Source organism: Halobacteriovoraceae bacterium (genome assembly GCA_020635115.1).
Taxonomy (GTDB): Bacteria; Bdellovibrionota; Bacteriovoracia; order Bacteriovoracales; family Bacteriovoracaceae; genus JACKAK01.
The window spans coordinates 106,042-131,889 of the sequence record JACKAK010000001.1 but is presented as its reverse complement, the minus strand read 5'-3'; the positions used below and the strand labels follow the sequence as shown (position 1 = coordinate 131,889).

General features: G+C 33.5%; 27 protein-coding genes. 9 read left to right on the top strand and 18 right to left on the bottom strand.

The features are described from left to right. Positions 1-3 precede the first annotated feature (3 nt). The 3 genes from H6622_00715 to secG all read right to left on the bottom strand — a co-directional run bounded on the left by H6622_00715 (position 4) and on the right by secG (position 3,137). Positions 4-1,983 (bottom strand): hypothetical protein, encoded by a 1,980-nt coding sequence (locus H6622_00715; GenBank protein MCB9060025.1) that lies wholly within the window; start codon positions 1,981-1,983, stop codon positions 4-6. A gap of 226 nt (positions 1,984-2,209) precedes the next feature. Then, a complete protein-coding gene (locus tag H6622_00710) occupies positions 2,210-2,674 on the bottom strand; it encodes a hypothetical protein (protein MCB9060024.1) in 465 nt (154 codons plus the stop codon). A gap of 82 nt (positions 2,675-2,756) precedes the next feature. Further along, positions 2,757-3,137 carry a preprotein translocase subunit SecG gene (secG, locus tag H6622_00705; GenBank protein MCB9060023.1) on the bottom strand — a complete coding sequence of 127 codons (381 nt, stop codon included), beginning with the start codon at positions 3,135-3,137 and terminating at the stop codon, positions 2,757-2,759. A 153-nt stretch (positions 3,138-3,290) separates the two neighbouring features. On the opposite strand from secG, the gene H6622_00700 reads away from it, so the two are divergent. Beyond that, positions 3,291-3,872 carry a hypothetical protein gene (locus H6622_00700; protein ID MCB9060022.1) on the top strand — a complete coding sequence of 194 codons (582 nt, stop codon included), beginning with the start codon at positions 3,291-3,293 and terminating at the stop codon, positions 3,870-3,872. On the opposite strand, the gene H6622_00695 is transcribed toward H6622_00700, so the two are convergent. Genes H6622_00695 through gap form a run of 3 tightly spaced genes read right to left on the bottom strand, consistent with a single transcriptional unit; the run spans position 3,869 to position 6,819 of the window. Continuing rightward, positions 3,869-4,606, bottom strand: coding sequence for a triose-phosphate isomerase (locus tag H6622_00695; GenBank protein ID MCB9060021.1), 738 nt, complete (start codon positions 4,604-4,606; stop codon positions 3,869-3,871). The two genes, H6622_00700 and H6622_00695, sit on opposite strands and share 4 nt — an antisense overlap. A 9-nt stretch (positions 4,607-4,615) precedes the next feature. Then, positions 4,616-5,806 carry a phosphoglycerate kinase gene (locus H6622_00690; GenBank protein MCB9060020.1) on the bottom strand — a complete coding sequence of 397 codons (1,191 nt, stop codon included), beginning with the start codon at positions 5,804-5,806 and terminating at the stop codon, positions 4,616-4,618. After that, positions 5,806-6,819, bottom strand: a complete 1,014-nt coding sequence (gene gap, locus H6622_00685; protein MCB9060019.1) for a type I glyceraldehyde-3-phosphate dehydrogenase — start codon at positions 6,817-6,819, stop codon at positions 5,806-5,808. Before gap ends, H6622_00690 begins: the two co-directional genes overlap by 1 nt. A 139-nt stretch (positions 6,820-6,958) precedes the next feature. Between gap and H6622_00680 the strand changes: the two genes are divergently transcribed. Genes H6622_00680 through H6622_00665 form a run of 4 tightly spaced genes read left to right on the top strand, consistent with a single transcriptional unit; the run spans position 6,959 to position 9,466 of the window. Next, positions 6,959-8,041, top strand: coding sequence for an HD domain-containing protein (locus H6622_00680; protein MCB9060018.1), 1,083 nt, complete (start codon positions 6,959-6,961; stop codon positions 8,039-8,041). Continuing rightward, the gene (locus H6622_00675; protein ID MCB9060017.1) at positions 8,038-8,736 is read left to right on the top strand and encodes a hypothetical protein; all 699 of its coding nucleotides are present in this window, start codon (positions 8,038-8,040) and stop codon (positions 8,734-8,736) included. The genes H6622_00680 and H6622_00675 overlap by 4 nt, the downstream gene beginning before the upstream one ends. Beyond that, positions 8,723-8,926: a hypothetical protein gene (locus tag H6622_00670; protein MCB9060016.1), complete on the top strand. Its 204-nt coding sequence runs from the start codon at positions 8,723-8,725 to the stop codon at positions 8,924-8,926. The genes H6622_00675 and H6622_00670 overlap by 14 nt, the downstream gene beginning before the upstream one ends. 9 nt (positions 8,927-8,935) lie before the next feature. Further along, positions 8,936-9,466, top strand: coding sequence for a hemerythrin domain-containing protein (locus H6622_00665; GenBank protein MCB9060015.1), 531 nt, complete (start codon positions 8,936-8,938; stop codon positions 9,464-9,466). On the opposite strand, the gene H6622_00660 is transcribed toward H6622_00665, so the two are convergent. Beyond that, entirely contained in the window at positions 9,467-10,876 is a 1,410-nt protein-coding gene (locus H6622_00660) for a HAMP domain-containing histidine kinase (GenBank protein MCB9060014.1), read from the bottom strand. It abuts the gene before it with no gap. A 212-nt stretch (positions 10,877-11,088) separates the two neighbouring features. Between H6622_00660 and H6622_00655 the strand changes: the two genes are divergently transcribed. The 3 genes from H6622_00655 (at position 11,089) to H6622_00645 (ending at position 13,212) form a co-directional block, all read left to right on the top strand. Continuing rightward, positions 11,089-12,024 (top strand): alpha/beta hydrolase, encoded by a 936-nt coding sequence (locus H6622_00655; GenBank protein ID MCB9060013.1) that lies wholly within the window; start codon positions 11,089-11,091, stop codon positions 12,022-12,024. Beyond that, positions 12,017-12,733 (top strand): Bax inhibitor-1/YccA family protein, encoded by a 717-nt coding sequence (locus H6622_00650; protein MCB9060012.1) that lies wholly within the window; start codon positions 12,017-12,019, stop codon positions 12,731-12,733. Before H6622_00655 ends, H6622_00650 begins: the two co-directional genes overlap by 8 nt. 98 nt (positions 12,734-12,831) lie before the next feature. Then, positions 12,832-13,212 carry a DUF1311 domain-containing protein gene (locus H6622_00645; protein MCB9060011.1) on the top strand — a complete coding sequence of 127 codons (381 nt, stop codon included), beginning with the start codon at positions 12,832-12,834 and terminating at the stop codon, positions 13,210-13,212. Here H6622_00645 and H6622_00640 read toward each other — a convergent pair. The 6 genes from H6622_00640 to H6622_00615 are packed head-to-tail and all read right to left on the bottom strand — an operon-like array spanning position 13,207 to position 18,443. Further along, positions 13,207-14,013 (bottom strand): TatD family hydrolase, encoded by an 807-nt coding sequence (locus H6622_00640; protein MCB9060010.1) that lies wholly within the window; start codon positions 14,011-14,013, stop codon positions 13,207-13,209. The genes H6622_00645 and H6622_00640 overlap by 6 nt on opposite strands. Next, entirely contained in the window at positions 14,000-15,157 is a 1,158-nt protein-coding gene (locus tag H6622_00635) for a thioredoxin domain-containing protein (GenBank protein ID MCB9060009.1), read from the bottom strand. The genes H6622_00640 and H6622_00635 overlap by 14 nt, the downstream gene beginning before the upstream one ends. A 54-nt stretch (positions 15,158-15,211) precedes the next feature. After that, entirely contained in the window at positions 15,212-15,808 is a 597-nt protein-coding gene (locus H6622_00630; protein ID MCB9060008.1) for a polyphenol oxidase family protein, read from the bottom strand. A 10-nt stretch (positions 15,809-15,818) separates the two neighbouring features. Beyond that, positions 15,819-16,796 (bottom strand): RluA family pseudouridine synthase, encoded by a 978-nt coding sequence (locus H6622_00625; protein ID MCB9060007.1) that lies wholly within the window; start codon positions 16,794-16,796, stop codon positions 15,819-15,821. A gap of 4 nt (positions 16,797-16,800) precedes the next feature. After that, positions 16,801-17,493 (bottom strand): helix-turn-helix domain-containing protein, encoded by a 693-nt coding sequence (locus H6622_00620; GenBank protein ID MCB9060006.1) that lies wholly within the window; start codon positions 17,491-17,493, stop codon positions 16,801-16,803. Between the two features lie 2 nt (positions 17,494-17,495). Further along, positions 17,496-18,443: a P-loop NTPase gene (locus tag H6622_00615; GenBank protein ID MCB9060005.1), complete on the bottom strand. Its 948-nt coding sequence runs from the start codon at positions 18,441-18,443 to the stop codon at positions 17,496-17,498. Between the two features lie 161 nt (positions 18,444-18,604). Between H6622_00615 and H6622_00610 the strand changes: the two genes are divergently transcribed. Next, positions 18,605-19,252 (top strand): hypothetical protein, encoded by a 648-nt coding sequence (locus H6622_00610; protein ID MCB9060004.1) that lies wholly within the window; start codon positions 18,605-18,607, stop codon positions 19,250-19,252. Here H6622_00610 and H6622_00605 read toward each other — a convergent pair. The 5 genes from H6622_00605 to H6622_00585 all read right to left on the bottom strand — a co-directional run bounded on the left by H6622_00605 (position 19,239) and on the right by H6622_00585 (position 25,808). After that, positions 19,239-20,333, bottom strand: coding sequence for a hypothetical protein (locus H6622_00605; GenBank protein MCB9060003.1), 1,095 nt, complete (start codon positions 20,331-20,333; stop codon positions 19,239-19,241). The genes H6622_00610 and H6622_00605 overlap by 14 nt on opposite strands. A 120-nt stretch (positions 20,334-20,453) precedes the next feature. Next, entirely contained in the window at positions 20,454-21,725 is a 1,272-nt protein-coding gene (locus tag H6622_00600) for a hypothetical protein (GenBank protein MCB9060002.1), read from the bottom strand. Between the two features lie 127 nt (positions 21,726-21,852). Then, complete coding sequence (locus H6622_00595) at positions 21,853-22,605, bottom strand: sterol desaturase family protein (protein MCB9060001.1); 753 nt, start codon at positions 22,603-22,605, stop codon at positions 21,853-21,855. A 13-nt stretch (positions 22,606-22,618) separates the two neighbouring features. Then, positions 22,619-25,024 carry a leucine--tRNA ligase gene (locus H6622_00590; protein MCB9060000.1) on the bottom strand — a complete coding sequence of 802 codons (2,406 nt, stop codon included), beginning with the start codon at positions 25,022-25,024 and terminating at the stop codon, positions 22,619-22,621. 79 nt (positions 25,025-25,103) lie between these two features. Then, positions 25,104-25,808 carry an LON peptidase substrate-binding domain-containing protein gene (locus H6622_00585; GenBank protein MCB9059999.1) on the bottom strand — a complete coding sequence of 235 codons (705 nt, stop codon included), beginning with the start codon at positions 25,806-25,808 and terminating at the stop codon, positions 25,104-25,106. Positions 25,809-25,848 lie beyond the last annotated feature (40 nt).

Genomic DNA, 25,848 nt, shown 5'->3' with positions numbered 1-25,848 from the left:
AACTTATTTTAAAAGAGCAAGTTCGCACTTTTTAATTTTGTTATACTGTTCATTGATTAATAGTTCAGCGCCGTTGTTTTTCGGATAATAATCTATTTTTACATCACTTATATTACCAATTTCATCTTTGATGAGTACGTATCTAGGATTTAAAAAAGCATTTAATCTAGAAACTTTTTTGTCTATGACATACTCATCATCAATTCCAAGACTATCAGTTTTTAAAACGAGTGATCTCCAATATTTTTGAGTTTCATTGTAAAATCCTTCCTCCGCGTTCATTTTTTTGGCCATTTCAAGATCACCTGTTGAAATGACATATTGAATTTTCTCCCAAACGTTTGCTAGAGCAATTCTGACTTTTGCAATGTCATTTTCTTTTATAAAAATTTGTGGAACATTTAATTCAGAAATTCTTACTTCAATGACTCCATCTTTGAGGAGGTTATTGAATATAATTTGACGGCCAAGCTGATGTGCCTGAACGATTTCGGTCGTACTATCTGATAGATTTTCATAAGACCTAATCTGATTCGTAAAAAAATCAATAAGCGCAACTAAAACAGTATTTTGAACATCCTCTTTAGTATATTCTAGAGGTAAAATTTTATAGTGAAAAAGATCTGGATCTGTAAGATGATAAAGTGCTGCAACTTCTGCTCTTCCTTCTTCATAGGCTGAATAGAGGTTTTTTAAATCATTTTGACTTGCTCCATCAACATATTTTCCTGAACCGTGTCCGAGTATTTCATGGAATTCGGTTTTGAGAAATCTGATCAAATTCAAATCGGCCCTCATATAAGAATCTTTATACATCTGTGAAATAAAAATTGAGTTTTTAATTTCATGAAACTTTTCTTCTTGAGACTGGCCATGATTTGATTGAAGGTTAATAAAAGTAAAACTCTTTGATCCATAGTTTTCACGGATAATTTGTTCATTAGGCAAATTGATTCCTGCAAAAGTAATTAATTCGAATAAACCACCAGTATATGCAAAATTCACTCCTTCTGATTTTGGAGGAGTAAATCCAGGTTCTTTCTTAAAACGTTCTTCAACTGGCATGAGGGACTCGAATTTATAGGCCACTTCTTCGATAGCTTTAGATCTTCTTACAGATTCGTGATCTATATTTTTGATGGTGATAAAGCTCTGCCAAGCACCTCTTTGCTCTAATGGATCATTGTAGACTTCTATAAAACCAAACATAAAGTCTATATCTTCGCTTTCATTTTTAACCCATAATTTATTCATTTCTAAAAAATCTGAGTAATTTCCTGAATCGATTGTTTTTAAGTGGGCATTTAAGATTGTTTTCTCGTTTTCATTTGCGTATTTCATTGCGTGTTTTATTTTATCTGCAATGAGTGAAAGATCTTCACTATAGAGATCACCTTTTTTGTATTTCCTTACGAGAAGATTTCCGTCCTTATCTCTATCTGGATATGAAAAGAAAAGATCTTCATTCTCAATATTCATTGAGTTGATGTCTTCTAATGTAATTTCAGGTCCATAATAATTGGTTTGTGTATCTGCTAATAAGTTTGTTCCTTTTCCAATTTTTTCAGGGTAGTAATCTCTATCGAAGATTTCTTTTTCAAGCTCTTTTGCTTTGTCGAGTAGATGTGTTGTTTTCCCTAATCTTTTATTCAATTCATCTGAGATTGCGGCCATATTGAAAAGATTTTTTGAATCTAAAAAATCGGGAATTATTTTTGCATTTCCAATTTTTAAGTAATTGCCCAGGTTGCTTAAGATCAAAGTGAGATACTCTTCTAGCATGGCCTTTTGGACAATTGGAAAGGCCGCTTTATGTTCCCATAATGCAAAAAGGAGATCTCTAATTTCAATTCCGTTTTTTGTGTTTTGTTTCCAGCTCATTTGTCTGCCGGCCTCAAATGCTTCGGTGAGATAATAAACGAATAATTTTCTTTTAAGAGGTAGGTTTTCAAAACCTGGAACGATGAGTTGCCTTATGCTCATTTTATCATTTTTAGAAATAAGAGAACTTGGGGTTTCTTGGGCAAATAATAAGTTTACAAAGCACAGTAGGACGGAAAAAAAAGTGATATTTTTCATTTTAGTATCTCCAAAATTGAATGTGAGATTCCTAACAGAAAACTTGTTATTTCAAAAAGGGAAAATGTAAGAAATGAATTTTTTTTATGAGGATAGAAGAACTTTGAAGAAAATAAGTTTTCTTGTTTTTTTACATTTTGAAGTCAATTTCTTCGGATTCGATTATTTTTGTTTGTAAACATGTGAGCTCTAATGCTTTTTGAGAGTACCACTTAAGAGATGAAAAGAAATTAAGAGAAATGTCCATCCCATTAGCTCCTCTCATTGTATAAGGAACAATATTTGCTTCATGAGAATTATTGATTGATTTAAGGACAATTCCTTTCCACCAATCATTTTTGATGTATCTGAAATGTTTGTCTTGGGACTGAAGATATCGATCCTTATATTTGATGTCGCAATTTAACTCAATAATCATCTTACTATTAGATTTATTAAGAATCACATTGCAATCTCCAGTTGTTCCCTTACCTGACAGATCCTCATCGGCGTGTCTCACTTTACAATTATATTCACCAAGTACGGACTGTGCTTTTAAAGTTGGTGTTATAAGAAAAATCAATAAATAAAGTGATAAACTCATTAAGTGTGACATAGTCAACTTATATGTTTATTTTTGCATTTCGTGAAGACGAAAAAACATTAAATATCAAATATGAAAAATATATTGAGTTGAATTATTTGGTGGTTTTTTCCTCAGAGGGAGCTTGTTCTTTTGCTTCTTGAGCTTTCTTCTTGGCCTGTTCTTCTGCAGCATCATTGTTTAGTGGTCTTGCTATTGGTGCTACATCATCAAGAAGTGACTTACCAGATGATTTAGACTGAATCTTTGCTAAAAGAAGTGAGTTACCTATAAAAAGTATAGAAAGAACAATTGTTGTTTTGGATAGAATATTTCCCTTTTGTGATCCGGTGAACATGGCATCTGCTCCACCAGAAGAAAATAATCCTGCTTCAGCACCTTTTCCAAACTGTAACAAAACTGTGATTATCAAGAGCACTGAAACCATTGCTTGAAAAATCATGAGAACGTTGGTTATGGTAAAAAAACTGCTCATAGCAAATCATTCCTTTTTAAACATAATAGAGTGAATCAACTTACAAGAAATAAATTCATATGACAATACGTTAAAAAGACTTTGCGTTGTGAAGAGTTTGTATTAAAAAAGCAAATTAAAACTATAAAATCAAGTAGATGGAGATCATTGATTGTGAAAACTCTTTTGTTAATACTCTTTTCAAGTTGTGTTTTTGCAGACGATAGAAATGGGACAGAGAACGATTTATTAATGGATAAGGATAGATCTTACATTGTGCACATGGTTAATTATATATACGAACAAGTTGAAGGAAAAAGTTTATCATGGAGTGAATTGGATGTTTTGGACGAACATCCTAGTATAATTCTTCCTTTATATTTGACGAGGCAATTAGCAAATTCTTTATCAGTTCAGATATGTGGAGTAGGTCCACAGTTAGAGAGAAATGTTGATGATGAAGTCGATGCGATAAGACATTTTGTAGGTTCAAGTATATTGAGTTTTAAAATTGGAGAAAATCTGGCCAGAAAATATTTAACGGCCAGAGAATTAACTCTAACAGGAGAAGGTGAGAGTGAAGAGATGGACTTGCATAATAATGAAATGGGTCTTAGATATACAAACGAGTATTTAATGCATAAGAATGAAGGAGGCCTAGATTCACTCATTGAGAGTATTAGAAAAATGGGGGCAAAAGTTATTGAAAACTTCAACTTGATTGTTTTGGCCCCAAAGAAATTTTGCAAAAATTAAGTATGGATGAGCTTGTTAAATGAGTCAGCATTTAAGCTCGCACCTCCAACAAGTGCACCATCAATATCTTCACAATTAAGCAATTCTGAAAAATTATCAGGTTTTACACTACCCCCATAAAGGATAATAGTATCTTGAGTTTTAAAGTTGAGATGTTCAAGAATTTCATTTCTTATATAGTGATGAACTTCTTGGGCCTGCACAGGGGTGGCCACTTTACCTGTTCCAATGGCCCAAACAGGTTCATAGGCAATAAGAATGTTTTCGGCCTCTTTTGTTGTAATATTTTTGAGACCTTCAACTAATTGATGTTTTATTGTTGCTTCAGTCGATCCTTCTTCTCTAAGTTCTAAAGATTCCCCTACACAAAAAATGACTTTGAGACCTGATTTTATAGCTGATTTAACTTTTCTATTTAACAATTCATTGTTTTCTTTTTGATATTGTCTTCTTTCAGAATGACCAATCAGGACAAACTTAGCACCGATATCAACCAAAGATTGTGGAGATATTTCTCCTGTATATGCACCTGAATCGTGATCACTACAATCTTGTCCTCCTGAGATAAATTTATCTCCTTGTAAGTCAATAAGAATGGGGATATGTACGGCCTGTGGAGCAATCCAAATTTCACGAGTATGGTTGGCCTGAATATTTTTTACGAACTCTTTTATCTCAAGAACATTCATGTTCATTTTCCAATTGCCTACGACATGTATTTTTCTTTGAGTCATATTATTTCCTTAATTGATACCAAATTTTAATGCCTGAATTCCTGGTAGCGTGCCATTTTCAATATATTCAAGTGATGCTCCTCCTCCTGTTGAGACATGTGAAATTTTATCAGCGAGGCCTGATTTTTTCAAAGCACTTACAGAGTCTCCTCCACCAACGAGTGTATAGGCATTAATAGTACTGAGAATTTCAGCGATAAAAAAAGTACCCTTCGAATAATTTTCATTTTCAAACATTCCCATAGGCCCATTCCAAAGGACAGTTTGAGCAGTTTCTAATATTTTTTTATAACTTTCTTTAGTTTTAGTCCCAATATCAAGACCTATCATACTCTCTGCAATATCTATTTCAGCACAATTTCCAGGTGCACCATTAATATCATCTGAAACAACGTGATCTAGAGGAAGATGAATCTTTTGAGCATTTGGTGTGCTTAAAATCTTTTTTGCGAGTGATATATCTTCTTTAGAGCATAGAGATTTGCCAATCTTGTGTCCTTTTGCTGCAAGAAATGGGTAGGCCATTGCTCCACCGATTAAAAGATCCGTTACATTTGTAAGTAGACTTTCTATAACTTTTATTTTGTCACTTACTTTTGCTCCTCCAATTATTGCAACAAAAGGAGTCTTAGGGCGCTCAACGATTTTATTGAGTGCGATGATTTCTTTTTTGAGTAGGAATCCTGCATATGCTTTATTTTTGAAAAATGAATTGATTTCATATGTAGAAGCATGTTTTCTGTGACAGGTTCCAAATGCATCATTAACATAAAAATCAGCGTAACTTGCTAAAGTGGAAGCTAATTCCTTATCCCCCTTAGTTTCTCCTTTTTCAAATCTTATATTTTCAAGAAGAATTATTTTTCCTTTAGGAAGTTCAAGTTGAGTTTTAATTCCTCGGTCCACTGCAGATTCAGTCAAGATAATTTCTTGACCTATTTTTTCTGCTAGGTACTCCCCAACAGGAGCAAGTGATAATTCTTCTTTTCTTTCTCCCTTAGGGCGTCCCAGATGGCCTACAATAATAAGCTTTTTTGGATTACATGAGAGTAGGTAGTTGATTGTGTCAAGTGCTTCGTCAATTCGAGTTGAATCTTGAATGATTCCATTTTTAAGAGGGACGTTGAGATCTAATCTACAAAGAATTTTACTACCTTGAAATATTTCCTTACTAACTTCATCGATGTATTTTAGTGCCATTAGAGATTCTCTCCTACGTAGGTCGCCAAATCAAGGACTCTATTTGAAAAGCCGGCCTCGTTATCATACCAGGCCGTAACTTTTAAATTTCTTTTATCTACAACATTAGTAAGATCTCCATCCACACAAGAAGATTCTCGCATCCCAATGAAATCGATACTAACTAACTTTTCTTCAGTGTAAAGGAGAACTCCTTCTAGATATGAATGACTGGCCGTTTTTAGAGCTGCGTTTACTTCACTAATGGTGACATCTTTTTCAAGGGTGACAGTTAGATCGACAAGAGAAACATTTGGAGTTGGAACTCGGATGGCATGGCCATCAAGTTTTCCCTTTAGCTCAGGGATGACAAGCCCTACGGCCTTTGCTGCTCCTGTTGTGGTTGGAACCATTGAAAGTGCAGCAGCTCTGGCCCTTCTAGGATCCTTATGTGAACCATCTAAAAGTTGTTGGTCAGATGTGTATGAATGAATTGTGGTCATTAGACCATTTTTAATTCCAAACTCTTTATGGAGGACTTTTGCTACAGGTGCGAGGCAATTTGTTGTGCAACTTGCATTTGAGATGACATGATGATTTTTTGGATCATAAGTTTCATGATTTATTTTCATTACAAAAGTTCCATCAAGATCTTTTCCAGGAGCACACATGATGACTTTTTTTACAGTCCCTCTGATATGTCTACCTAAACTTTCTTTATCTTTAAATTTACCAGTAGCATCGATGACAATTTCAACATTCTGAGAACTCCAATCAATTTCTGAAGGATCTTTTTCTGAAAAAAACTTGATGGAGTCATTGCCAACTTTTAAGATATCTCCATCTAATGAAATATCAGTTAAAAACTTACCATGAATTGAGTCATATTTGATTAAGTTAAGATATTGTTTAATATCACCAGGATTATTGACGGCAACAATTTGTAAATTTTGGTTATTTGTATTATAGATTTCTCTTAATAGTGTTCTTCCGATTCTACCCATGCCGTTAATAGCAATACGAGTTTTGCTCATTTGTGACTCCGCGAATTATGTTTATGGATGCAAATTTATTGCATCAGAATATGCCACACTTAGTGACGTCTGTGTAGACATTTTGTCATCATGTGGGGCAGTATAGCGGCAATTTAAATCAAAAGAAGGTCTGGGATTAATGAAGAAAGTTTTTGTGGAAGATTTGCAGTCAAAAGCTGATGTGAATGAGCTTTTTCTTATAAAATATTTGTCAGTGATGCAAGGAAGGGATGGAAGGTCTTATTTGAATATCATTTTGACAGATAGAACAGGGGATTTAGAGTCGAGAAAATGGAACACGGCAGAAAAAACGGCCGAAAAAATAAATCGCGGAGATTACGCAAGAGTGACAGGAAAAATTAACACATATCAAGGTCGAAACCAACTCGTTGTGAAAGAAATTTATTCAGTAGATCCATCAGATATTAATGAAGATGATTTTATTGCAAAATCTCAAAAAAATTCAACCAAGATGTTTGATGAGTTACATTCAATTATTAATGAATTGAATGATGTTTATATTAAGGAGCTTTTGCAAAAAGTTTTAAATGATCCTAAAATATTTGAACGTTTACTTAAGTGGCAGGCCGGAAAGAGTGTCCACCATGCCTATGAAGGGGGATTACTTGAACATATTCTATCATGTACTCAGTTGGCCATTTGGCTTTCTGCGCATTATCAAGTGAACAAGAATTTTGTGGTTGCTGGTGCAATCATGCATGATTTGTGTAAAATATTTGAACTTACTGCGGGGCCATTATGTGATTATACTGATCATGGACGTTTAGTTGGACATCTATCAAATGGTGTTGAACTTATTGAAAAATACACTTCGCAAATAGAAGGCTTTCCCTCTGATACAAAAATGCATTTAAAACATATTCTATTATCTCATCATGGTGAGTACGAGTATGGCTCCCCTAAGCTGCCACAAACTTCAGAGGCCTTTTTGGTACATCTTATAGATCTTATGGATTCAAAAATGAATTCTATGGAACAAGTCAAAAGGACTGATAATCTTCAAGGCCCATGGTCAAATTTCATAAAACATTTAGATAGAACAGTTTTTAAATCTGAACTCCCTCTGTATACGCAAAAAGTGTCTCCAACACAAAAAGATAATTCTACTCTTGAAAAAGACAAAAAAAAGTCAAATAATAGTGATCTCACTTATACTCTGGCCGATAAATTGGCCGGTTTTAAAATCGAGGACATGGAATGATCAGAAGACTAATTCTTTTTTTTACTTTTACTTTCAGCGCATTTGCTCAAAGTGTATATATTGAGCCAGTGAGATCAAAGGGAGTAACACCTGAAGATGTTGATGTAATGTATTCTATATTTAAACAAAGCCTTGAGGATAATGGGGCAGTTGTAAAGAATGACTATAATGAAGCAGATTTTCAGATTACATTGAGTATTTATAAGATAGGAGAGTCTTATCTTTTAAAAGCAAAAAAGAAAAAAGATGGACAAGAAGTTAAATCCGGATCAGCTAAAATAAAAAAGTTAGATGAGGCCGATAAAGGACTTTTGAGAATCGCTAAGAGTGTTTTGAAAGGTGAATCAGGCCCTGCAGTTGGAGAAGTTTTAAAAGAAGAAGAAGATGTACTAAACAAAACGAGAAAATCGAAAACTAGTACATATTATGCTTTGGCTCCAACATGGTTTGACAATCTTTGGCAAGGTGATGATGGCATTGGATATGGATTTACTGGTGGGAAACAATGGTTGGTTCGAAAAAATGCTGCTCTTTGGTTAAATCTTGAATTAGCTTTCAATAGTAATGCGTTTTATATTGCCCCTGTTATAGAGGGGAGTTATTATTTCAGTGATTCAGATATTTCTCCACACATAGGTGCTTCGTTTGGTTATGCGGCAGCTAAGGGGGATTCTACAAAGGGTGATTTTTTTTAATTCTCTAAAAGAAGAAGAGAAAGTAGAGGATGCCGCCGGATTTCTTTTGGGAGTAACTGCTGGAACAACATTCTTTAGAACAAGTGATGTAAATTTAGATATCAAACTCAATTATAGATATATTTTTGACAAAACAGGCCAAGGCAATCCTTCAATTATTAGTGTTGCGGTTGGAATTTTTACTAATTAACTTAATGTTATGACTAAACCAATGAAAACGACAGAAATTTTAAGAAGTGAACATGAAATTATTTGTGATTATTTGAATCACTACTTGAATTGGGTTGATAAAACAAAAAATCTAACACAGGAAAGCTTTCAAACGATGTTTGATTTTTTTAATGAGTTTGTTGATGATTATCATCACTATAAGGAAGAAGAAGTTCTCTTTAAATGGATGATTTCTGAAGTACCTCAATTAGAATATGGGCCAATTGAAAAGATGTTAGAAGAGCATGAAAAATTAAGAGACACTTTAGATAAATTTAAGACTAGTGTAATGCTTAGACGTTTAGAAGAAGCATGTAATATTTTAAATGAGTATGCAACGTTAAACCTGGCCCACATTCATAAAGAAAATCTTGCACTCTTTAATCGAGCAGAATCTATGTCAAATGGTAATGAAGAAATCGACATGAAAATGCTTGGTCTTATAAGTGAACATGAGAATCTCAAAAAAAATATCTATAATAAACAAGTTTCTGGTTTATATCGATTGAAAGAGAATTGATCATTCTTTACAAAGAGGAATGGTGAAAATAACTTGTGTTCCATTTCCTTCGTTTGATTCTACATTGATATCACCATCATTTTTTTGTAGCATCTCTTTGCATAAAATCAAACCAATCCCTGTACCTCTTTCTCCATTGGTCCCAAAATTTGATGATAGTTTATCTGGCCGAAACAAATCTTCTTGTTGTTTTTTTGAAATTCCAACTCCACTGTCGGTAACTTTAATTTCAACATGATTTCCTTTGAGTTCCGAGGAGAGAACTATTTTTCCTTCTTTAGGAGTGAACTTGATGGCATTTGAGATAAGGTTTCTTAAAACAGTTTGAATCATATCCGGATCAACGAGAACTAATTCTTCTTGTATATGGTTTAATAGTGAAATATTTTTATCTTCAGCAATTGTTTTATAAATATGTATAGAGTCTTTAAAAAGTTCAGTCGTGGTGATTTTTTTTCGGCTTACCTCACCCTTTTCAAATTGAGTGCGCGACCATTTTAAAAGATCGTTTTGCAAATTGAAAACTCTTGAAGCTGATTCATAAACATTTTTAGCAAGTTCAACGATTTCTTCTTTTGAAAATTCATCAGCTTCGCTTGTCATCACTTCTGTCAGACCCATTAACTGATTATATGGGCTATTTAAGTCATGGGCAATTATTGAGAAAAAACGATTTTTGATTTCAACTTCATTCTTTAATTTTAATTGCTTATCTTTTAAGTATTTCTCTAATCTATCAACCGATTTTACAATATTTTTAATATAAAAAAATACTAAAATGAAAACCATAAAAAAGAAAAAGTAGCTTAATCTTATCATGGATTGTGAAATTCCATTTGCTCCTTCACTAAGTGTAAGTGAAAAATCTAACTCTAAAGCTGCAAGTTTAGAATTAAGCACATTTATTTCAAGCATATATTTATCAATCAATATTTGTTCATTTTTTTGAACAGCATTTTTTAAATTGTTTCCTGCTTCATGCAATTGTTTTATTTTCTTATCTCCTTCTGTCCAGATTTGAATGGCATTGGCAATAAAAGGCAATTTTTGAAAATAAACAAATAGATTAATCATGGTTGGGATATCTTCTTTTGAATTTTGTGCTTGTAAAAAACCCTTGTATGCCAACGCTTTATTTGGTTCATCCTCTAATAATGCTTCTCTGGCAATTCGATCTCCAATTGGAATTGAGATCATTTCTTCAAAATCTCTAAAATCTTCTTCTTTTTTTGTGCGGACATATTTTGTCAAAGCAATGACTGCATCTTTTTGACCTTTGGAATACAATCCTTCTCCACGAACATAAGCTCTAATCCCTGACAGAATTTTAGCTTCAAAATATAGACAGAGAATTAATAAAATACATATCGTTGTTAAAATAGTGATGACTAATAGAAACTTTTTTTTCATGCCAATTTTCTTATGTTTGTGATTCTCTCTCATCGGTTTTTTGAAAAAAATTTTAATTTTTCATCCCTCGTTGTCAGAGTTGAATCTCCACTTTAATTGCAATAATGGATTAAAATGTTTTTGTATATAAATTAAAAAAAAATATCATCTATTTGAAGGGAAGCTTTGTGCAAAATTGGTCAATATTGCGCTAGATTCTTTTAAGAGTTAATATGAAATTCATGAGTATGACAAATGATGTTATTGTTAATAAGAATCGTCAAGAATACATTGGACGTGCTAAATCTAGGCAGGCGGGCAAAGAGTTAATTGAAGAAAATCCTAAAAATTTATTGAAGGATGCACTTAGTGGAGAAGAAAAGTCTTCTGAGCTTCCTTCGAATAAAAAAGTAGATTTAGGGAGCAAGACCAAAGATGTTGCAAAGCAGGCAATTGAAAGTATGGCGAAAGAAGAAGTTCTCAATTTAGCTCAAAAAGGACTCTCTACTGTGGGGGGATTGGTATCGGGTTTTTTAAGCAACTCAAAAGAAAAAGAGAATATCTCAAACATCAGCGATTCAAAATCTGAAAAAATAACAAATGATCTAAAATCAGAATCAGCAAAAAAATCCCCTGGTATATTTTTTATGACTGGATTTGACTGGTGGGGACTGAGTGATAGTTCAAAAGGTGGACTTAGTGAAATGTCTGATTTTATTGATCATTCACAAAAATACTCCTGGAGCGATAAAGAAGAAGTACTTGAGCAAATTTCTAAATTAGACAAAAAGGCTCCTTTAATTCTCATTGGCCATTCTTTCGGGGGAGACTCAGTTGTAGATATTGCGAATGAACTTAATTCAATAAAGCATGGATTTAGAGGAGTTGATCTCTTAGTTACATTAGACTCTGTTGGAATGGATAATGATATCATCCCTGAAAATGTTGTTAAAAATTTGAATTTCATTGGGGACAGAGAATTAATTTTTAATGATGGCCCAAATATTGCCAAAAATGTTGAGCTTACAACTGTGATCAACGAACTTAGAAGAGAAGATCATAGTGGGATTGATAATGCTAAAGACATTCAGAAGAAAATTCTGGATAATGTAGATAACATTGTTGAGAATTATGGAGAATTTTTAAAAAAGGAAAAAACTCATGAGTGAAGTTCATGTTCATAGTCGATCCGAAATCGCTAAAGTCGAAGAAACTGCCAGATTTATGGCCGGAGTATATAAGTGGATGACAATAGGGCTAAGTGTAACAGCAGCGACTTCTTACTATGTAGCAACTTCAGAATCATTCATGAGCTATTTGATGTCAAATATTTATCTCTTTTATGGATTATTAATTGCAGAATTAATTGCAGTTATTGGATTGAGTGCAATGGTTAATAAAATGTCTGCTCAATCTGCTACGCTTATTTACTTTGTCTATTGTATTTTGACAGGAGTGACACTTTCAGTAATTTCACTCATCTATACAAGTGAAAGCATTATGTCAGCGTTTTTATTAACCTCATTTAGTTTTGCAGGATTAAGCCTTTTTGGATATGTGACCAAAAAAGACCTAGGCCCAATTGGAACATTTTGTAATATGGGATTATGGGGACTGATAGGTTTTGGGATTCTTACCCTTTTCTTTCCAAATTTAATGACTAGTCAAACTAGTATGATTTACGGTTTAGTGGGAATCGTCGTTTTTTCTGGACTGACGGCCTATGATACTCAAAAAATAAAACAAATGAATATCATTGGAAATGAAGGGACTGAAGAAGATCATAAAGAGACTATTATGGGAGCACTCATCTTATACCTTGATTTTATAAACTTATTTCTTAAGATTTTACGAGTGATGGGAAATCGAAAAAGATAAAACTATTCTTTCAAGATCTTATTTCATCAAACATATTCTTACTTTTACTTCCTAAACGATAGGAGTCTGTTTATCGTTGTCTGAATAATGGAGGTTCTATGAAATTATTAGTGATGTGCTTACTCCCTTTTTACATTTTTGCAGATGAACCTAAGAATAAACTTCATAAATGTTTTGATGCAGATCTATTGGCCAGTGAAAGATTAGAATGTGTAAAGCAATCAGCAGCGATTTATGCACAGAAACTAAATTATCAAGGTAGTCTTATCTACGAAAAAATGCCTGAATATAAAAATACTTTCTCTCCTTATTTAAATGCATGGAATATTTTTGCAAAAAAGAAATGTATGTTTGAAACCAGCATTTATGAAGGAGGCTCAGGAAGACAATTGTACTACTATGACTGCTTCATAAGATATGCAAATGATGAACTGATGTATTTACAAAAAGTATATAAAGGTGAAATTGATTTCTTATAAGATTTTTTGAAATAATTTTTTTGCATTTTCTGTGGTGATCAAACTCATTTCATCAATATTTAGTTCTTTAAGTTCAGATATTTTTTCAATAACAAAAGGCAAATAATAAGGAGAATTTTCTACTCCTCTATAGGGTGTAGGGGTTAAAAAAGGAGCATCTGTTTCTGATAAAATTTTATCAATTGGAGTCATCTGAACAATTTCTCTAACATTATCAGCTTTATTAAAGGTAATAATTCCATTAAAACCGAGATAATATCCATCCTCCAAACAATATTGTGCTAGTTTTCGAGTAGAAGTAAATGAATGAATAACTCCTTTGCAAATAAGTTTATTTGAAAAGTTTTTTAAAACTGAGATCATGTCATCATCAGCATCCCTAGAGTGAATTATGACGGGCAAGTTTAAATCACTCGCAAGTTGAATTTGCTCTTCGAAAGCTGTAATCTGTTTTTCTCTAGGTGAATTATTGTAATAGTAATCTAGACCAATCTCACCAATGGCCACTACTTTTTGATTGCTACAATGATGCGCTATTTTTTCCTTAACTTGTAAGGTAAAGTCTTTTGCATTGTGGGGATGAATTCCCTGAGAACAGTAAATATCGTTATTCTCACTTGCCAGTCGATAGGCATGGTCTAGATTTTCAGGAGTAACGGAAATAGTAATTATTTTTTCTACACCAACCCTATGAGATTCAGCTAAAATATCACATAGCTCTTTCTCTTTAAGATAGTCGAGATGGCAATGAGTATCTATGACGGGAGTAGGTAGTATTAACTCCCTTTTATTTTTTGCCATTTTTCTCAACAAGATAATTTAAAATAATTTTAAATTGATTAATTGGAAGTGCTCCTTCTATTTTCACTCCATTAACTAACATTGTCGGAGTCGACTTCACGTTAAAGGTTCTTCCTTGCTCAATAAGTTTAACTACAGACTCTTTGGTTTGTGGCGATTTGACACATTCTTCAACATTATATTTTTTTGAAAGATCTTCTAAATAATCATTTGAAAGTTGGGCCTGATCAGAAAATATTTGGTCATGAACTTCACTAAATTTTTCACCTGAACAATGAGCTATATATGCTGCTTGGCAGGCATAGGGATGCAATTGTTGTTTCATTTCAGGGTTGCAATTGAAATCAAGTGGATAAAAATAATACTGAATATTAATTTTGTCTTTGAATTGTCTGCTTAATGGATGGAGCATTTCTGATAACATCTTGCATGATGGACATTGGAAATCAGAAAAAACACTAATTTGAATTGGTGCATCTGCAAAATTTTGAAAAGAACTGGCAATCCTATGAGGAGACTCAAGCTCAGGCAACCCAAGATTAGGAAGTTTATTGTACTGTTCTAGCAGTGAAGATGCTAATTGATCTAGTTTTGAAGCATCTTTATCAAAAAAATACTTGGCCAGCCCTCCTGCACTTAATAGTATAAACGCATACACGACGAGGATGATAAAATTAGGTTTGCCAAAAGTACTTTTTTTATAAAATGCATAAAAGGCCAGACCGGAGAATAAATAATAAATTGTACAAAATGGACAAAGTCCTCCAAGGATGAAAAGTGAATAGCAAAAAAGAAATAAACATCCTAATGCATTGATTAATAATATAAAGTAATGAGATCTTTCAAATTCTCGATTGGGAAATAACGATCCAATTAATAAAACAATACCCAAAAAGATTCCCACGATAGAAATTGGAGCACCCGCGATATTTGATAGCGGAGAACTTGTAGAAGTGTCGCAACTGAAGAAAGAATTTATATCACATAAACTTCCTCCCCCTAGATTTCCTGAAAAATAAAAATCAAAATAATGATTAGTAAGATAGGTTGAGGTTGCAATCATTCCAATAGCACTTGATATGACAAAAACATGCCATTTATCTAGTTTAGTCGTTAAAAGTTCATCGTCCTGTCTTACCGTCATATGCATTCCTTAATTAGTTTTGGGCAAAATGATACATCAATAAAATCATTATGGTTAGTTTCGAGGAATAAATAGATTATAATTTCTTTTATCTGTTTTATTTTTTCTGAAAGAATGTAATAGAGGATTACTATATGTACATGGTGCATTGTGATAAATCGCAGCTTTATCAAAGTTGAGCTTAATTTGTCTTGATATTTCATTGTGCAAAGAGAAATATAGTTTGTTATTTATGGCCCTGTAATTATCTTCATCCGGAAAAATTAATTTAAAATCTTCAGATACCTCATAGTTTTCTTGAGAAATATGCGGTCCCAATAAAAAAATCTGTGGACGCAGTTTTCTAATTTCTTCTTGCAAAATTATATGTTGATTTAAACTTTTCCAACCAACATGTAACATGGCCACGCCGAGCTCTCCCTTTATTAATAAAGGCGTACAATCAGCAGTTTTAATGCACATTGGGACAAGTTTATCAATATAACAAATAATCCCATCTGCTTCTATTTCAGGACTATTTAATGTTAGCTCCGATGCACATACAACTTTATTTCCATGAACTTGCTTCACTTCGTAAAAGTCCATTTCTGGTTTTGATGAAAATGTCTGAAATTTTCCAAAAGAATATTCTTCTTCATAAATTGAATTCAAAATTCCCCCTTTATATGCAATCTAACACACTTTGAAAGATTCCAGGAAGCTCAGTTTCAAAATAGAGCTCTTTTTTAGTTATTGGATGAACAAAACCTAAAACCTTAGCATGTAAGAGTGGATAGGGATAATCTTTTAAAATTTTTTGAATTTGAGGCCCTAGGTTTTTCAATTGATCCAATGGATTCGCATATAAGGGATCACAAAGAATAGGTCTCTTTAATATTGAACTTAAGTGAACCCTGATTTGATGAGTTCTTCCAGTTTCGAGCGTCATTTCAAGATGCGAAAATCGATCAAAATAATTTATAACTCTATAATAAGTTACCGCATGCTTGCCTTTTTCTGTTATGGCCATTTTGAGCCTATTTTGGGGATGTCGGCCAATATTTCCCTCAAGTTTACCTGATGGATCTACTTTATTGCCAACTACTAGGCATTGATACTTTCTGATAATATCATGTCTTGAAAAAAGCTGAACCAAACCTTCATGACATTTTTGCTCTTTGGCCACAACCATTACTCCACTTGTACCCTTATCAAGTCGATGTACAATTCCAGGACGTTTTTCCTCTCCCACACCCCTTAAATTTGGACAGTGATGTAAAACTGCATTAACCAATGTTCCCGTGTAATTACCAGGTGCAGGGTGAGTCACCATACCAGCTGGTTTATTAATAATGGCCAAATATTCATCTTCAAATAAAATTTCCAAAGGGATATTTTCTGGTTGTGCACTTGAAGGTGCGGCCGGAGGGATTTGAACAATAATTGTACTTCCGACTTGTGGAAGTTTTTTTAACTCAATTTTACTTTGTTCGCAAAAAACGAGTCCCTTTTCAAATAAATTTTTAACAACAGACCGGCTTAAATCTGTCAGACTTGCAAGCAATTGATCTAATCTTTTAAATTGTTTATGGTGTTCACTCGTAATGAGAATCGAAAAAGTGTCTTCAATTTCATCAGAACCGTAATCTATTATCTCCATGTGCCTAAGATTCTTTTATTTTTTTAGCTCTGGCAAGATAAGAGTTGGCAACAAGATCAGGATTGAGTTTCAGACACTTTGCTATTTGATACACAAAGCCTCTCACATAAACTAGTGCTGGTAATTTATCGTAAGTCTCTTCCTCAATAAATCTAATGTAAGTTTTAGAAACTTTCGTCATTTCAGACATTCGCAAAATATCAACATTTTTATATTCTCGAATCTTCTGAAGAAATTCTCCAGTATATTCACTTGCTTTTTCAATTTCATCTTCAAATTCTTGATTGATTTTGTAATCAAGGGAAAATTTCTTACTGGCCACAATTTTTTGAATTTTATGACTTGTTTCATTAATTCCTAATTCTTGAGCATTGGCCTCTTGATGTGTACTAGAAGGAGGAGTGTTGATCATTTTATTTGAATGCAATGTGGAGTCACATTTCAAATGTTGATTTAACCCCTTGGCCTCATCATAAAGTTTTCTTTTCACCGGATCACTAATGATATGATAGGCCTCTTCAATTTTTTCAACCATCTTCTGACATTCATCTTGTGACATCAAAGAATAAAGGGCCAGAGAATCTTGCGAATAAGCATTCTTTGCACGTATATAACCATGATGAATTTCATCAGGGCCAGCATCTGTAGGTACTTCAAGAACTTCGTAATAATTTGTGGCACTATTAAAATCTTCCATCATTAGACATCCAATATTCTATGCACTATGCGGTCAAAGTTTGCCACGAGAGTTGAGTTTGGATACTCCATTAAAAGTGGTTTTCTTTTTTTAACAGATTGCCATACGGTTGCATCATAATCTAGATAACCAACATAATCTAAATCCATACCAAAATACTTTTTACAAATTATTTTCATCGAAAAACCAATATCTATGTCTGCTTGTGTTCTTACCTGGTTGATGATTAATTTAGGAGTAATACGCGTGATCTCATTTTTGAGTTTTTGACCCATAATGGGATTTATCTCAATTACTTTTTGAACTAAATTTACAGGTGCCATATTTTCAGAAATCTTACTATTCATGGCCTGATCGATAAGAGGTCCAATTTCTAATAATTCTTCTGCTGTTTTTAATTTTCTATGGAAAACTGATTTGATAAAACGATAAGTGTTCTCTATTGAAGTAGGTTCAGGTAGTGCAATAAGAATTCCCTGATCTGCAGAAATAAAAAAATCGATAGTATTGAAAGTTGTCCCTGCACCAAGATCTAAGATGACGTAATCAGCATTTAATTCTCCTAGCTTCGCTAGTATTTTACTTTTTTGGATTTGCTTAAGATTAGCAATACCAAGATCATCTTGGGCCCCACTAATAATTGACAGATTATCAATGGCCGTTGGAACACAAAGTTCATTCAAATCGGCCGTTTTTTTTGAAACATAGTCAGTTAATGTTTTATCGGGAACGGGAACTCCTAGACATGTATGTAAATTTGCCCCTCCTAAGTCGAGGTCAATACTTACAACCTTAAAACCCATTAACGCAAGACATATTGAAATATTGGCCGTCACTAAACTTTTTCCAACACCACCCTTACCACCACCTATAGCAAGTATCTTGTTTTTGCGAACATTTTCAATGTGTGGTCTTGAATTGAACTGTTGGTTGGAAAATAATGAGGACAATCCATCATCCTTGGTAAAAATGTCACATAGTCCTGTTTTAATACAACATGGACCCTAATATTATGTCTCAAATTTAATAATAATCCAAAGTATTTTTTTGTTGGATTTTTGCTTTTTTTAGCTAAGTAAATAAAGTAGCTTTTAAGGTAAGGAGCAGTATCTTGGAATTAAAATATGATCCAGTATTTAAAAAACGCAATGACCTCCATCTGGCCAGAAAAATATGGCATATTGTTATGGGTTCTACTGCTGTAAGCATCTACTACGAATTTGCATTACCCCAAATAACCTGGGCAATAATTGCTGCTGTTTGTGCATTTTTGGCCTTAACAACAGATATTATTAGACTTTATTTTCCCAAAATCAATCGCTACGTCTTTTTTATAATGGGACCTTTTATGCGAGAGTCAGAAAAAAACTCTTTTAGCGGAGTTCCTTATTATGCTTCAGGTATTTCGCTATCACTTTTTTTATATGATGAAAAAATGGCAATTTTATCCATTTTTTTTCTGGTTTTTGCCGATCCGATATCTTCATATTTTGGAATACTGTATGGTAAAGATCGGATAATTCCAGGAAAGTCATGGCAAGGGTCTTTTGCTTGTTTTGTCACTTGCACAGCTATTGCCACGGCCTATGGGCTTTTTTTTACAGGCCCTTCAGTTGAGTTAACATACTTTTGTCTCTTAGGTGGCCTAATAGGAGCAATTTCAGAACTTTTTTCAGGAAAAATTGATGATAATCTTACTATACCCGTACTCTCTGGACTTGGACTTAGCTTTTTAGATAAACTCTTCAATGTCTTTTGAAAAGCTTTTGACAATAATTAACAATTTTCTTCTCAAAATTAAAAAGTCTAATCCAACTTCTAGGGAGAATTTTTTCATATTCATTCCAATCAAGTCCTGATTCTTCAACATATTTTTTCATTTGCTTATGGTAGGTGTATGTAAAATAAGTTGGAAAGAGTGGTTTAAGTTTTTGATTTGGGTGTTTTTTTAAATAATTTAATCTTGCTTTTATGAGATCTAAAAATAGTATGATCTCATGCACTGAATATTGTGGACGCCAAAACCTAGTCTCTAAACTCTCTTTTCTTAACGAAAAGGCATGCCCATCACCAACTCGTCCAAGGCCAGCATCCTTTAGTAACCTTATTATTCTTTTAAAATTTGATTTTCGAGAATTAAAATAGTTTAAAACCTTTCGAAATTTTCTAATATTACTAAGTGGATCTTTTGAAGTGAATTTGTCGCTACTGCTTAGTGGGCCACGATACAGACCTGGATGGTTTGTGAGATCAACTAAGAAGTCTATGAGGAGCTGTGGGTTTTCCTCAAGGCCAGTGACATAATCTATGTGTATTTGACCTGAATTCAAAAAACCTTTTGGACCTAACTTAAGATTTTTAGTTTTTTTGAACATGAATTCGTCAACGAAATCTATATTTTCTTTAAAAAAACTAACAGTGGATGGAGAGTTATTAAATTCGATGACACCAAAATCATTTTTTGCAATTAAATGGAACTTATTCGAATTGATTATTTTTATTTGGTTGCCCACTACTTCAACATTTAAATTTTGCTCATTTTTTTTTGCATGTTCATAGTATTTTTCCAATGCTCTTCGATTTAACGTCTGTCCCAGAAAAAATCCACCGGTAGAAATTGTGACGACCAATGATGAAATTCCAAGAGTTAATCCAAAATCTGAAAAAATGACAAATGGTAATGCTGCAATATTTGGCAATAAGATTATTGGGCCATGAATTTTTGTACTAAATTTTGAAAATTCGTTTTCAAGTCCAAAAAGAGGGTCTACATTTTGAGCAGATAAAGAGGAGACTAAAAGAAAAAATGTTAAAAATTTTAGAAATATTTTATGTTTCATTTTTCTTGCTTAGTATGAATTTGGCCGGATACTAGCTCATTTTTTGAGTTATGTTGAGATGTTTAATAAACTAAATACAAAAAGAATTATAAAAATATATAGTACAGCAAGTAAATAATTCTAATTTAAATATGCCTCCTTAAGAAAATTAAAATACCAACTTTGATCTCGAAAACCATAATGGCCACCAAATCTTAGATATATAGAGTCATCTTCAAATCCTTCATAAATATCTTCTTGCGAATTTAAAAAATCATCTTCAGCAATCAGTATTCTAAATTTGTCATATCCCAAAACTTTGGACTGATTAATCCAATAAGATAGTCTGCCAAAATCACTAGTGATCTGTTCTTTTGCTTCAGGAGCAAAGTCGTGGAAATATTTTGAAAAATTATAGTTTTTAACCCAATTGTCAAAGATATCAACCTCTTTCTTTCGTTCTCTTTGATACTGGTAATATTCATAGTGGGTGAGCTTTTGTCTTTCTACTGAACTCAAAATTTTCAAATTTCGCTTTGGGACAATATTAAGATGTTTTAAATCATCATAGAGAGTGACAGAGTTTATAAGTTCACCATGAAACCCCACTGAGACAACTAGACCCTTGGCCGTGTTTTGATCCTTTTTGCGATAAACACTAGGTGATGTTTTTTGACAAAATTTGAAAAGGTTAATTGCTGATTGAATAACTGAGGCCCCATGGTATTTTTTTGTCTGTGAAACCAAAACATCCAAGTTTTCTAAGGTATGCCCCATATTTACAGGTGGTGAAATGATTGTTGTGTCTAAAATATTATAAGGACTTCCATCTTGAGCGTTAAATGTTGAAACCATTGCGGCCAAAAATGAGCCATAACTTATACCAAACAATCTAAACTTATCGATGAGCAGTAGTTTTGCTGTGTTTTTAATTACATCATGAATGACCTCGGCCTCGTAAAGAATTGTTCCAACTGGTTTTCGAGTACCACTTTTTATAAATTCTGTTCCCCATGGATTGGGTATAACGACGGTATTGTATCCCATATCTAAGAATGCATTCATCATAGATTTTGGTAAGGCACCATTCAAATTATTAAATGCTCCTGTTATAACAAAAACATAAGGAGCATCTCTGTTTATTTTTCCATTTTTATTGCGAACAAGTCCAACCTTTATATTTAGGCCGCGACTATCAAGCATGTTTGTCGGTACCTTTATGGTCTTAATTGGAAATCGATCTCCCTCAAGAAGTCTTGGATAAGCATAGCAAAGTCCAAGTAAGGTTGATGAAAATGTATTGTCTAATTTAATTGGGTACTGATTGACGACATTCCTTACGTCTTGATCCCATCCGGCCAGACCAACATTCAATATGAGTGTCATGATAACAGCGATTGTTTTTTTACTCATCGGGCCGTCCTTTGTTAAGTTGTTTAACTAAGGATCGGCAAAATTTTCCGCAAATTTAGTCAACTATAGATTAAATTTGGAACAATACTTGACAGTATTGGTATGTTATTGGCGTTGTTTTAGAGCTTTACTGATCTTTTTTTAAGAAAAGTAATGAAGAAAAATTTTTTTGTGGATAGTTTTTAACGCCCTGTTTTAGGTGCCCAAGATCAAGAGTTTTCCAGTTGAGATAAGTTCCAAAGAGCCTATCCCAAATGTTAAATATGTTTCCGAAGTTCATATTCATCAATTTACTTTCATTGATGTGATGAACGTAGTGCAAAGTAGGAGTGATAAAAAAATATTCCAGGAAGTCATTAATTCGCTCAGGAATTTTTATATTACTGTGGTTAAAAAGAGCAAAACTAGTGAGGATAACTTCATATAAAGCGTAATCAGTGAATGAAATTCCAATTAGATTTACTATGAACAGTTTATAAAAAGCTGATAAAAATATTTCACTCGGATGAAACCTTAAGGCACTACTCACATTTAATTCTTCATCAGTGTGGTGTGGGATATGCAATTTAAATAAAAATGAACTCAAATGAAAAAAACGATGTTGCCAATATATACAAAAATCAAGAATTATTATGGTAAGGCCTACTCGGGGAAGAGCCGACATGTTTTTGATTTCTATACCAATACTTGGTATTAAGTCACTCCAAAGAGAAAACAAACCCATATAAGAAGTGAGCTTAATTATGAGAAGAGAGGACAAAGTAAGTAAGAAATTATTAAGATTTTTTTTAATATTTAATTTTCGTGTGAAAAACGGTTTTCTAAACTCTAAGAAAAAAAAGAAAATTGTAGCTAGGCCAAGGTAAATATATTTTCCCATGGCCCATTATGACTTATTTCACAACAAAATTGCAAATTTTACCAGGAACATAAATTTCTTTTATAATATTTTTTCCCTCTAAATATTTAGCTACAATTGGTTCAGATTTTGCGATATTTAAAAATTCTTCTTTACTAATATCTGCTGGCGCTGAAACTGTGCCTCTTGTTTTTCCGTTGATTTGTACTCCCACAGTAATGAGATCATCTTTTGCTAAATCTTCATCATATGCAGGCCACTTTGCGTAGGCCAGACTTTCTTGGTTTCCAAGAAGTTGCCAAATTTCTTCACACATATGTGGTGCAAGTGGAGAGAGAACGAGTGCAAAAGTTTCAACTGTTGATTTTGTAACAGCTTTCTTTTTTATCACTAGGTTTAAAAAAATCATGAGCTGTGAAATCGCAGTATTGAATCGTAAATTTTCTATATCTTGAGACACCTTTTTTATAGATTTATGAAGTAGTTTCAACACTTCTTCATCTTCTTTACCATCTATCCAATGATTACTGTCTGCAAAGAATTTGTATGATCTATTTAAAAAGTTATAAACACCTTTTACACCTTTCATTGACCAAGGCTTAGTTTTTTCAAGAGGGCCCATGAACATTTCATAGAGTCTAAGAGTATCGGCCCCATATTGATCTACAACTGAATCTGGATTGATGACATTACCTCGAGACTTACTCATCTTTTCGCCATCTTCTCCGAGAATCATACCTTGATTGACAAGTTTTTGAAAAGGCTCTTTTGTAGAAACATGACCTAGATCGTAAAGTACCTTATGCCAAAATCTTGCATACAATAAGTGAAGTACAGCGTGTTCAGTTCCTCCAATATAGAGATCCACTGGCATCCAGTATCTTTCTTTTTCTTTGTTCCAGGCCTCAACATCGTTACTAGGATCAATAAATCTAAGATAATACCAACAAGAACCGGCCCACTGAGGCATAGTATTTGTTTCTCTTTTACACTTTTTCCCCGTTTTTGGGTCAGTGATGTTTAACCACTCATCTATTGTTGCTAGGGGGGATTCTCCTGTTCCAGATGGTTCGTATTTTTTTACATCAGGAAGAGCTAGGGGAAGTTCGTCTTTGTTTAAAACCCTAACAGTTCCATCTGCAAATTTTAATATTGGAAATGGCTCTCCCCAGTATCGTTGACGTGAAAAAATCCAGTCCCTTAGCTTAAAATTAATTTTTTTCTTTCCAAGCTCTTTTTTCTCAAGCCAATCAATAATAGTAATAATTGCATCTTGTTTATTTAATCCATCTAAAAACTCGGAATTAACATGTTCTCCGTCTTCTAGAAAAGCTTCCTCTTCTACCTTTCCGCCTTTCAAAACTTCAATAATGGGAAGTTCATATTTTTTTGCAAATTCCCAATCTCTTGTATCATGGGCTGGAACGGCCATAATGGCCCCTGTCCCATAAGATATAAGGACATAGTCAGCTATCCAAATGGGAATCTTTTTATTATTAACAGGATTAACCGCGTAAGCTCCTGTGAACACCCCTGATTTGTCTTTGTTGAGATCAGTTCTTTCTAAGTCAGATTTTTTTTGAGTTCTTATAATGTATTCTGCAACAGAATCTTTACGCTCATTTGAAGTAATATTATTTACTAAAGGATGTTCCGGAGCGAGAACCATATATGTTGCACCAAAGAGGGTATCGGGCCTAGTTGTAAAAACCTCGATTTGATCCTTGATCCCAACGACATCAAATCTTACTGACGCTCCTTCGGATTTACCTATCCAGTTGCGTTGCATATCCTTAATATTCTCTGGCCAATCTAAATCTTCCAAATCTTGAATCAATCTTTCAGCATATTCAGTTATTTTGAGCATCCATTGCTTCATGGGCCTTCTTACAACTTCATGTCCTCCAACTTCAGATTTTCCATCAACTATTTCTTCGTTTGCCAGAACTGTTTTTAGTTCTGGACACCAATTGACAGAAATTTCATCTTCATAGGCCAGACCTTTATTATAGAGCTCTGAAAAAATCCACTGAGTCCATTTATAGTAATTGACATCGCTGGTGGCAATTTCGCGGTCCCAGTCATATGAAAATCCAAGTGACTTCAATTGCTTTTTAAATGTTGCTACATTGTCTTCAGTAATTTTCTGTGGATGAATTCCAGTTTTAATTGCATAGTTTTCTGTTGGAAGACCAAAGCTATCCCAACCCATTGGGTGGAGTACATTAAAACCTTTCATTCTTTTATATCTTGAAATGATATCTGTTGCCGTATAACCTTCTGGATGTCCTACATGGAGACCCGCTCCTGATGGATAGGGGAACATATCAAGGGCATAGAATTTTTCTTTTGTCTTATCAAGATCATCTGCCCTAAAGGTTTTATGAGTTTCCCAATAGTTTTGCCATTTTTTCTCAATCTCATTAAAATTATATTCCATTCTCTCCCCACGTTAGGTAATAGCTCGATATGTCAATTTAGATAGCTATTCGTAACATATCTAGAGGGATTCGAATAGGTTAGTTTGCAATTGGAAAAGTGTTTTCTAAGAGTTCGAAGTCAAAAAGAGATTGCTTGTGCAACGCGTTTTCAATGTAAGTATAATTCTCCCCAACCAAAACTTGCAATATAAGTATTTTTTCTAAAAGGTCATCCATTTCAAGTAAGATTTGCTTTAGCTCTGGATCTCTAATCAGAAATGTACATATATATGAACAAATGTTTTGAACACTATGTAATTGGTTTTTTATAGTCATCTTTTCTTTAGAATCTAAAATGTTGAAATCAATCCACTCGTGAAGAATAGCGGTTAAGCTTTCAAGGGCCTTTTGAGGTAAATGGCCGTGGCCAGAAGTTTCTTCTAATTCAGACAATTCATAAATTGGATAAGGAAGGTTTTGAACTAAACGAGTGAGGAGAACTCTTCTTTCCCCCCTTATAATAACATGTATTCCATGTCCTGGCCCTGTTCCAAGAATGTAGGGAATTCCCATCGTGCAAATTCTTTTTGGTGAAATCATTTCATTAGGGTTTGATTCAAAATTCTCTGTAGGTCCAATATGAGGATTCATCGATGCCAATGAAATTGCGATATTTTGAGAATTATTAACACAATCTTCGATAACCTTAATGTAAATGGGTTCAACTACATATAACGGTAATGTACAGCCTGGATATAGGACAACATTGGGTATTAATAAAAGGGGAGCTCTATGATTTCTCATGAGTATAGACTATCACATAAGGTCTATCAAAAATGAGTCT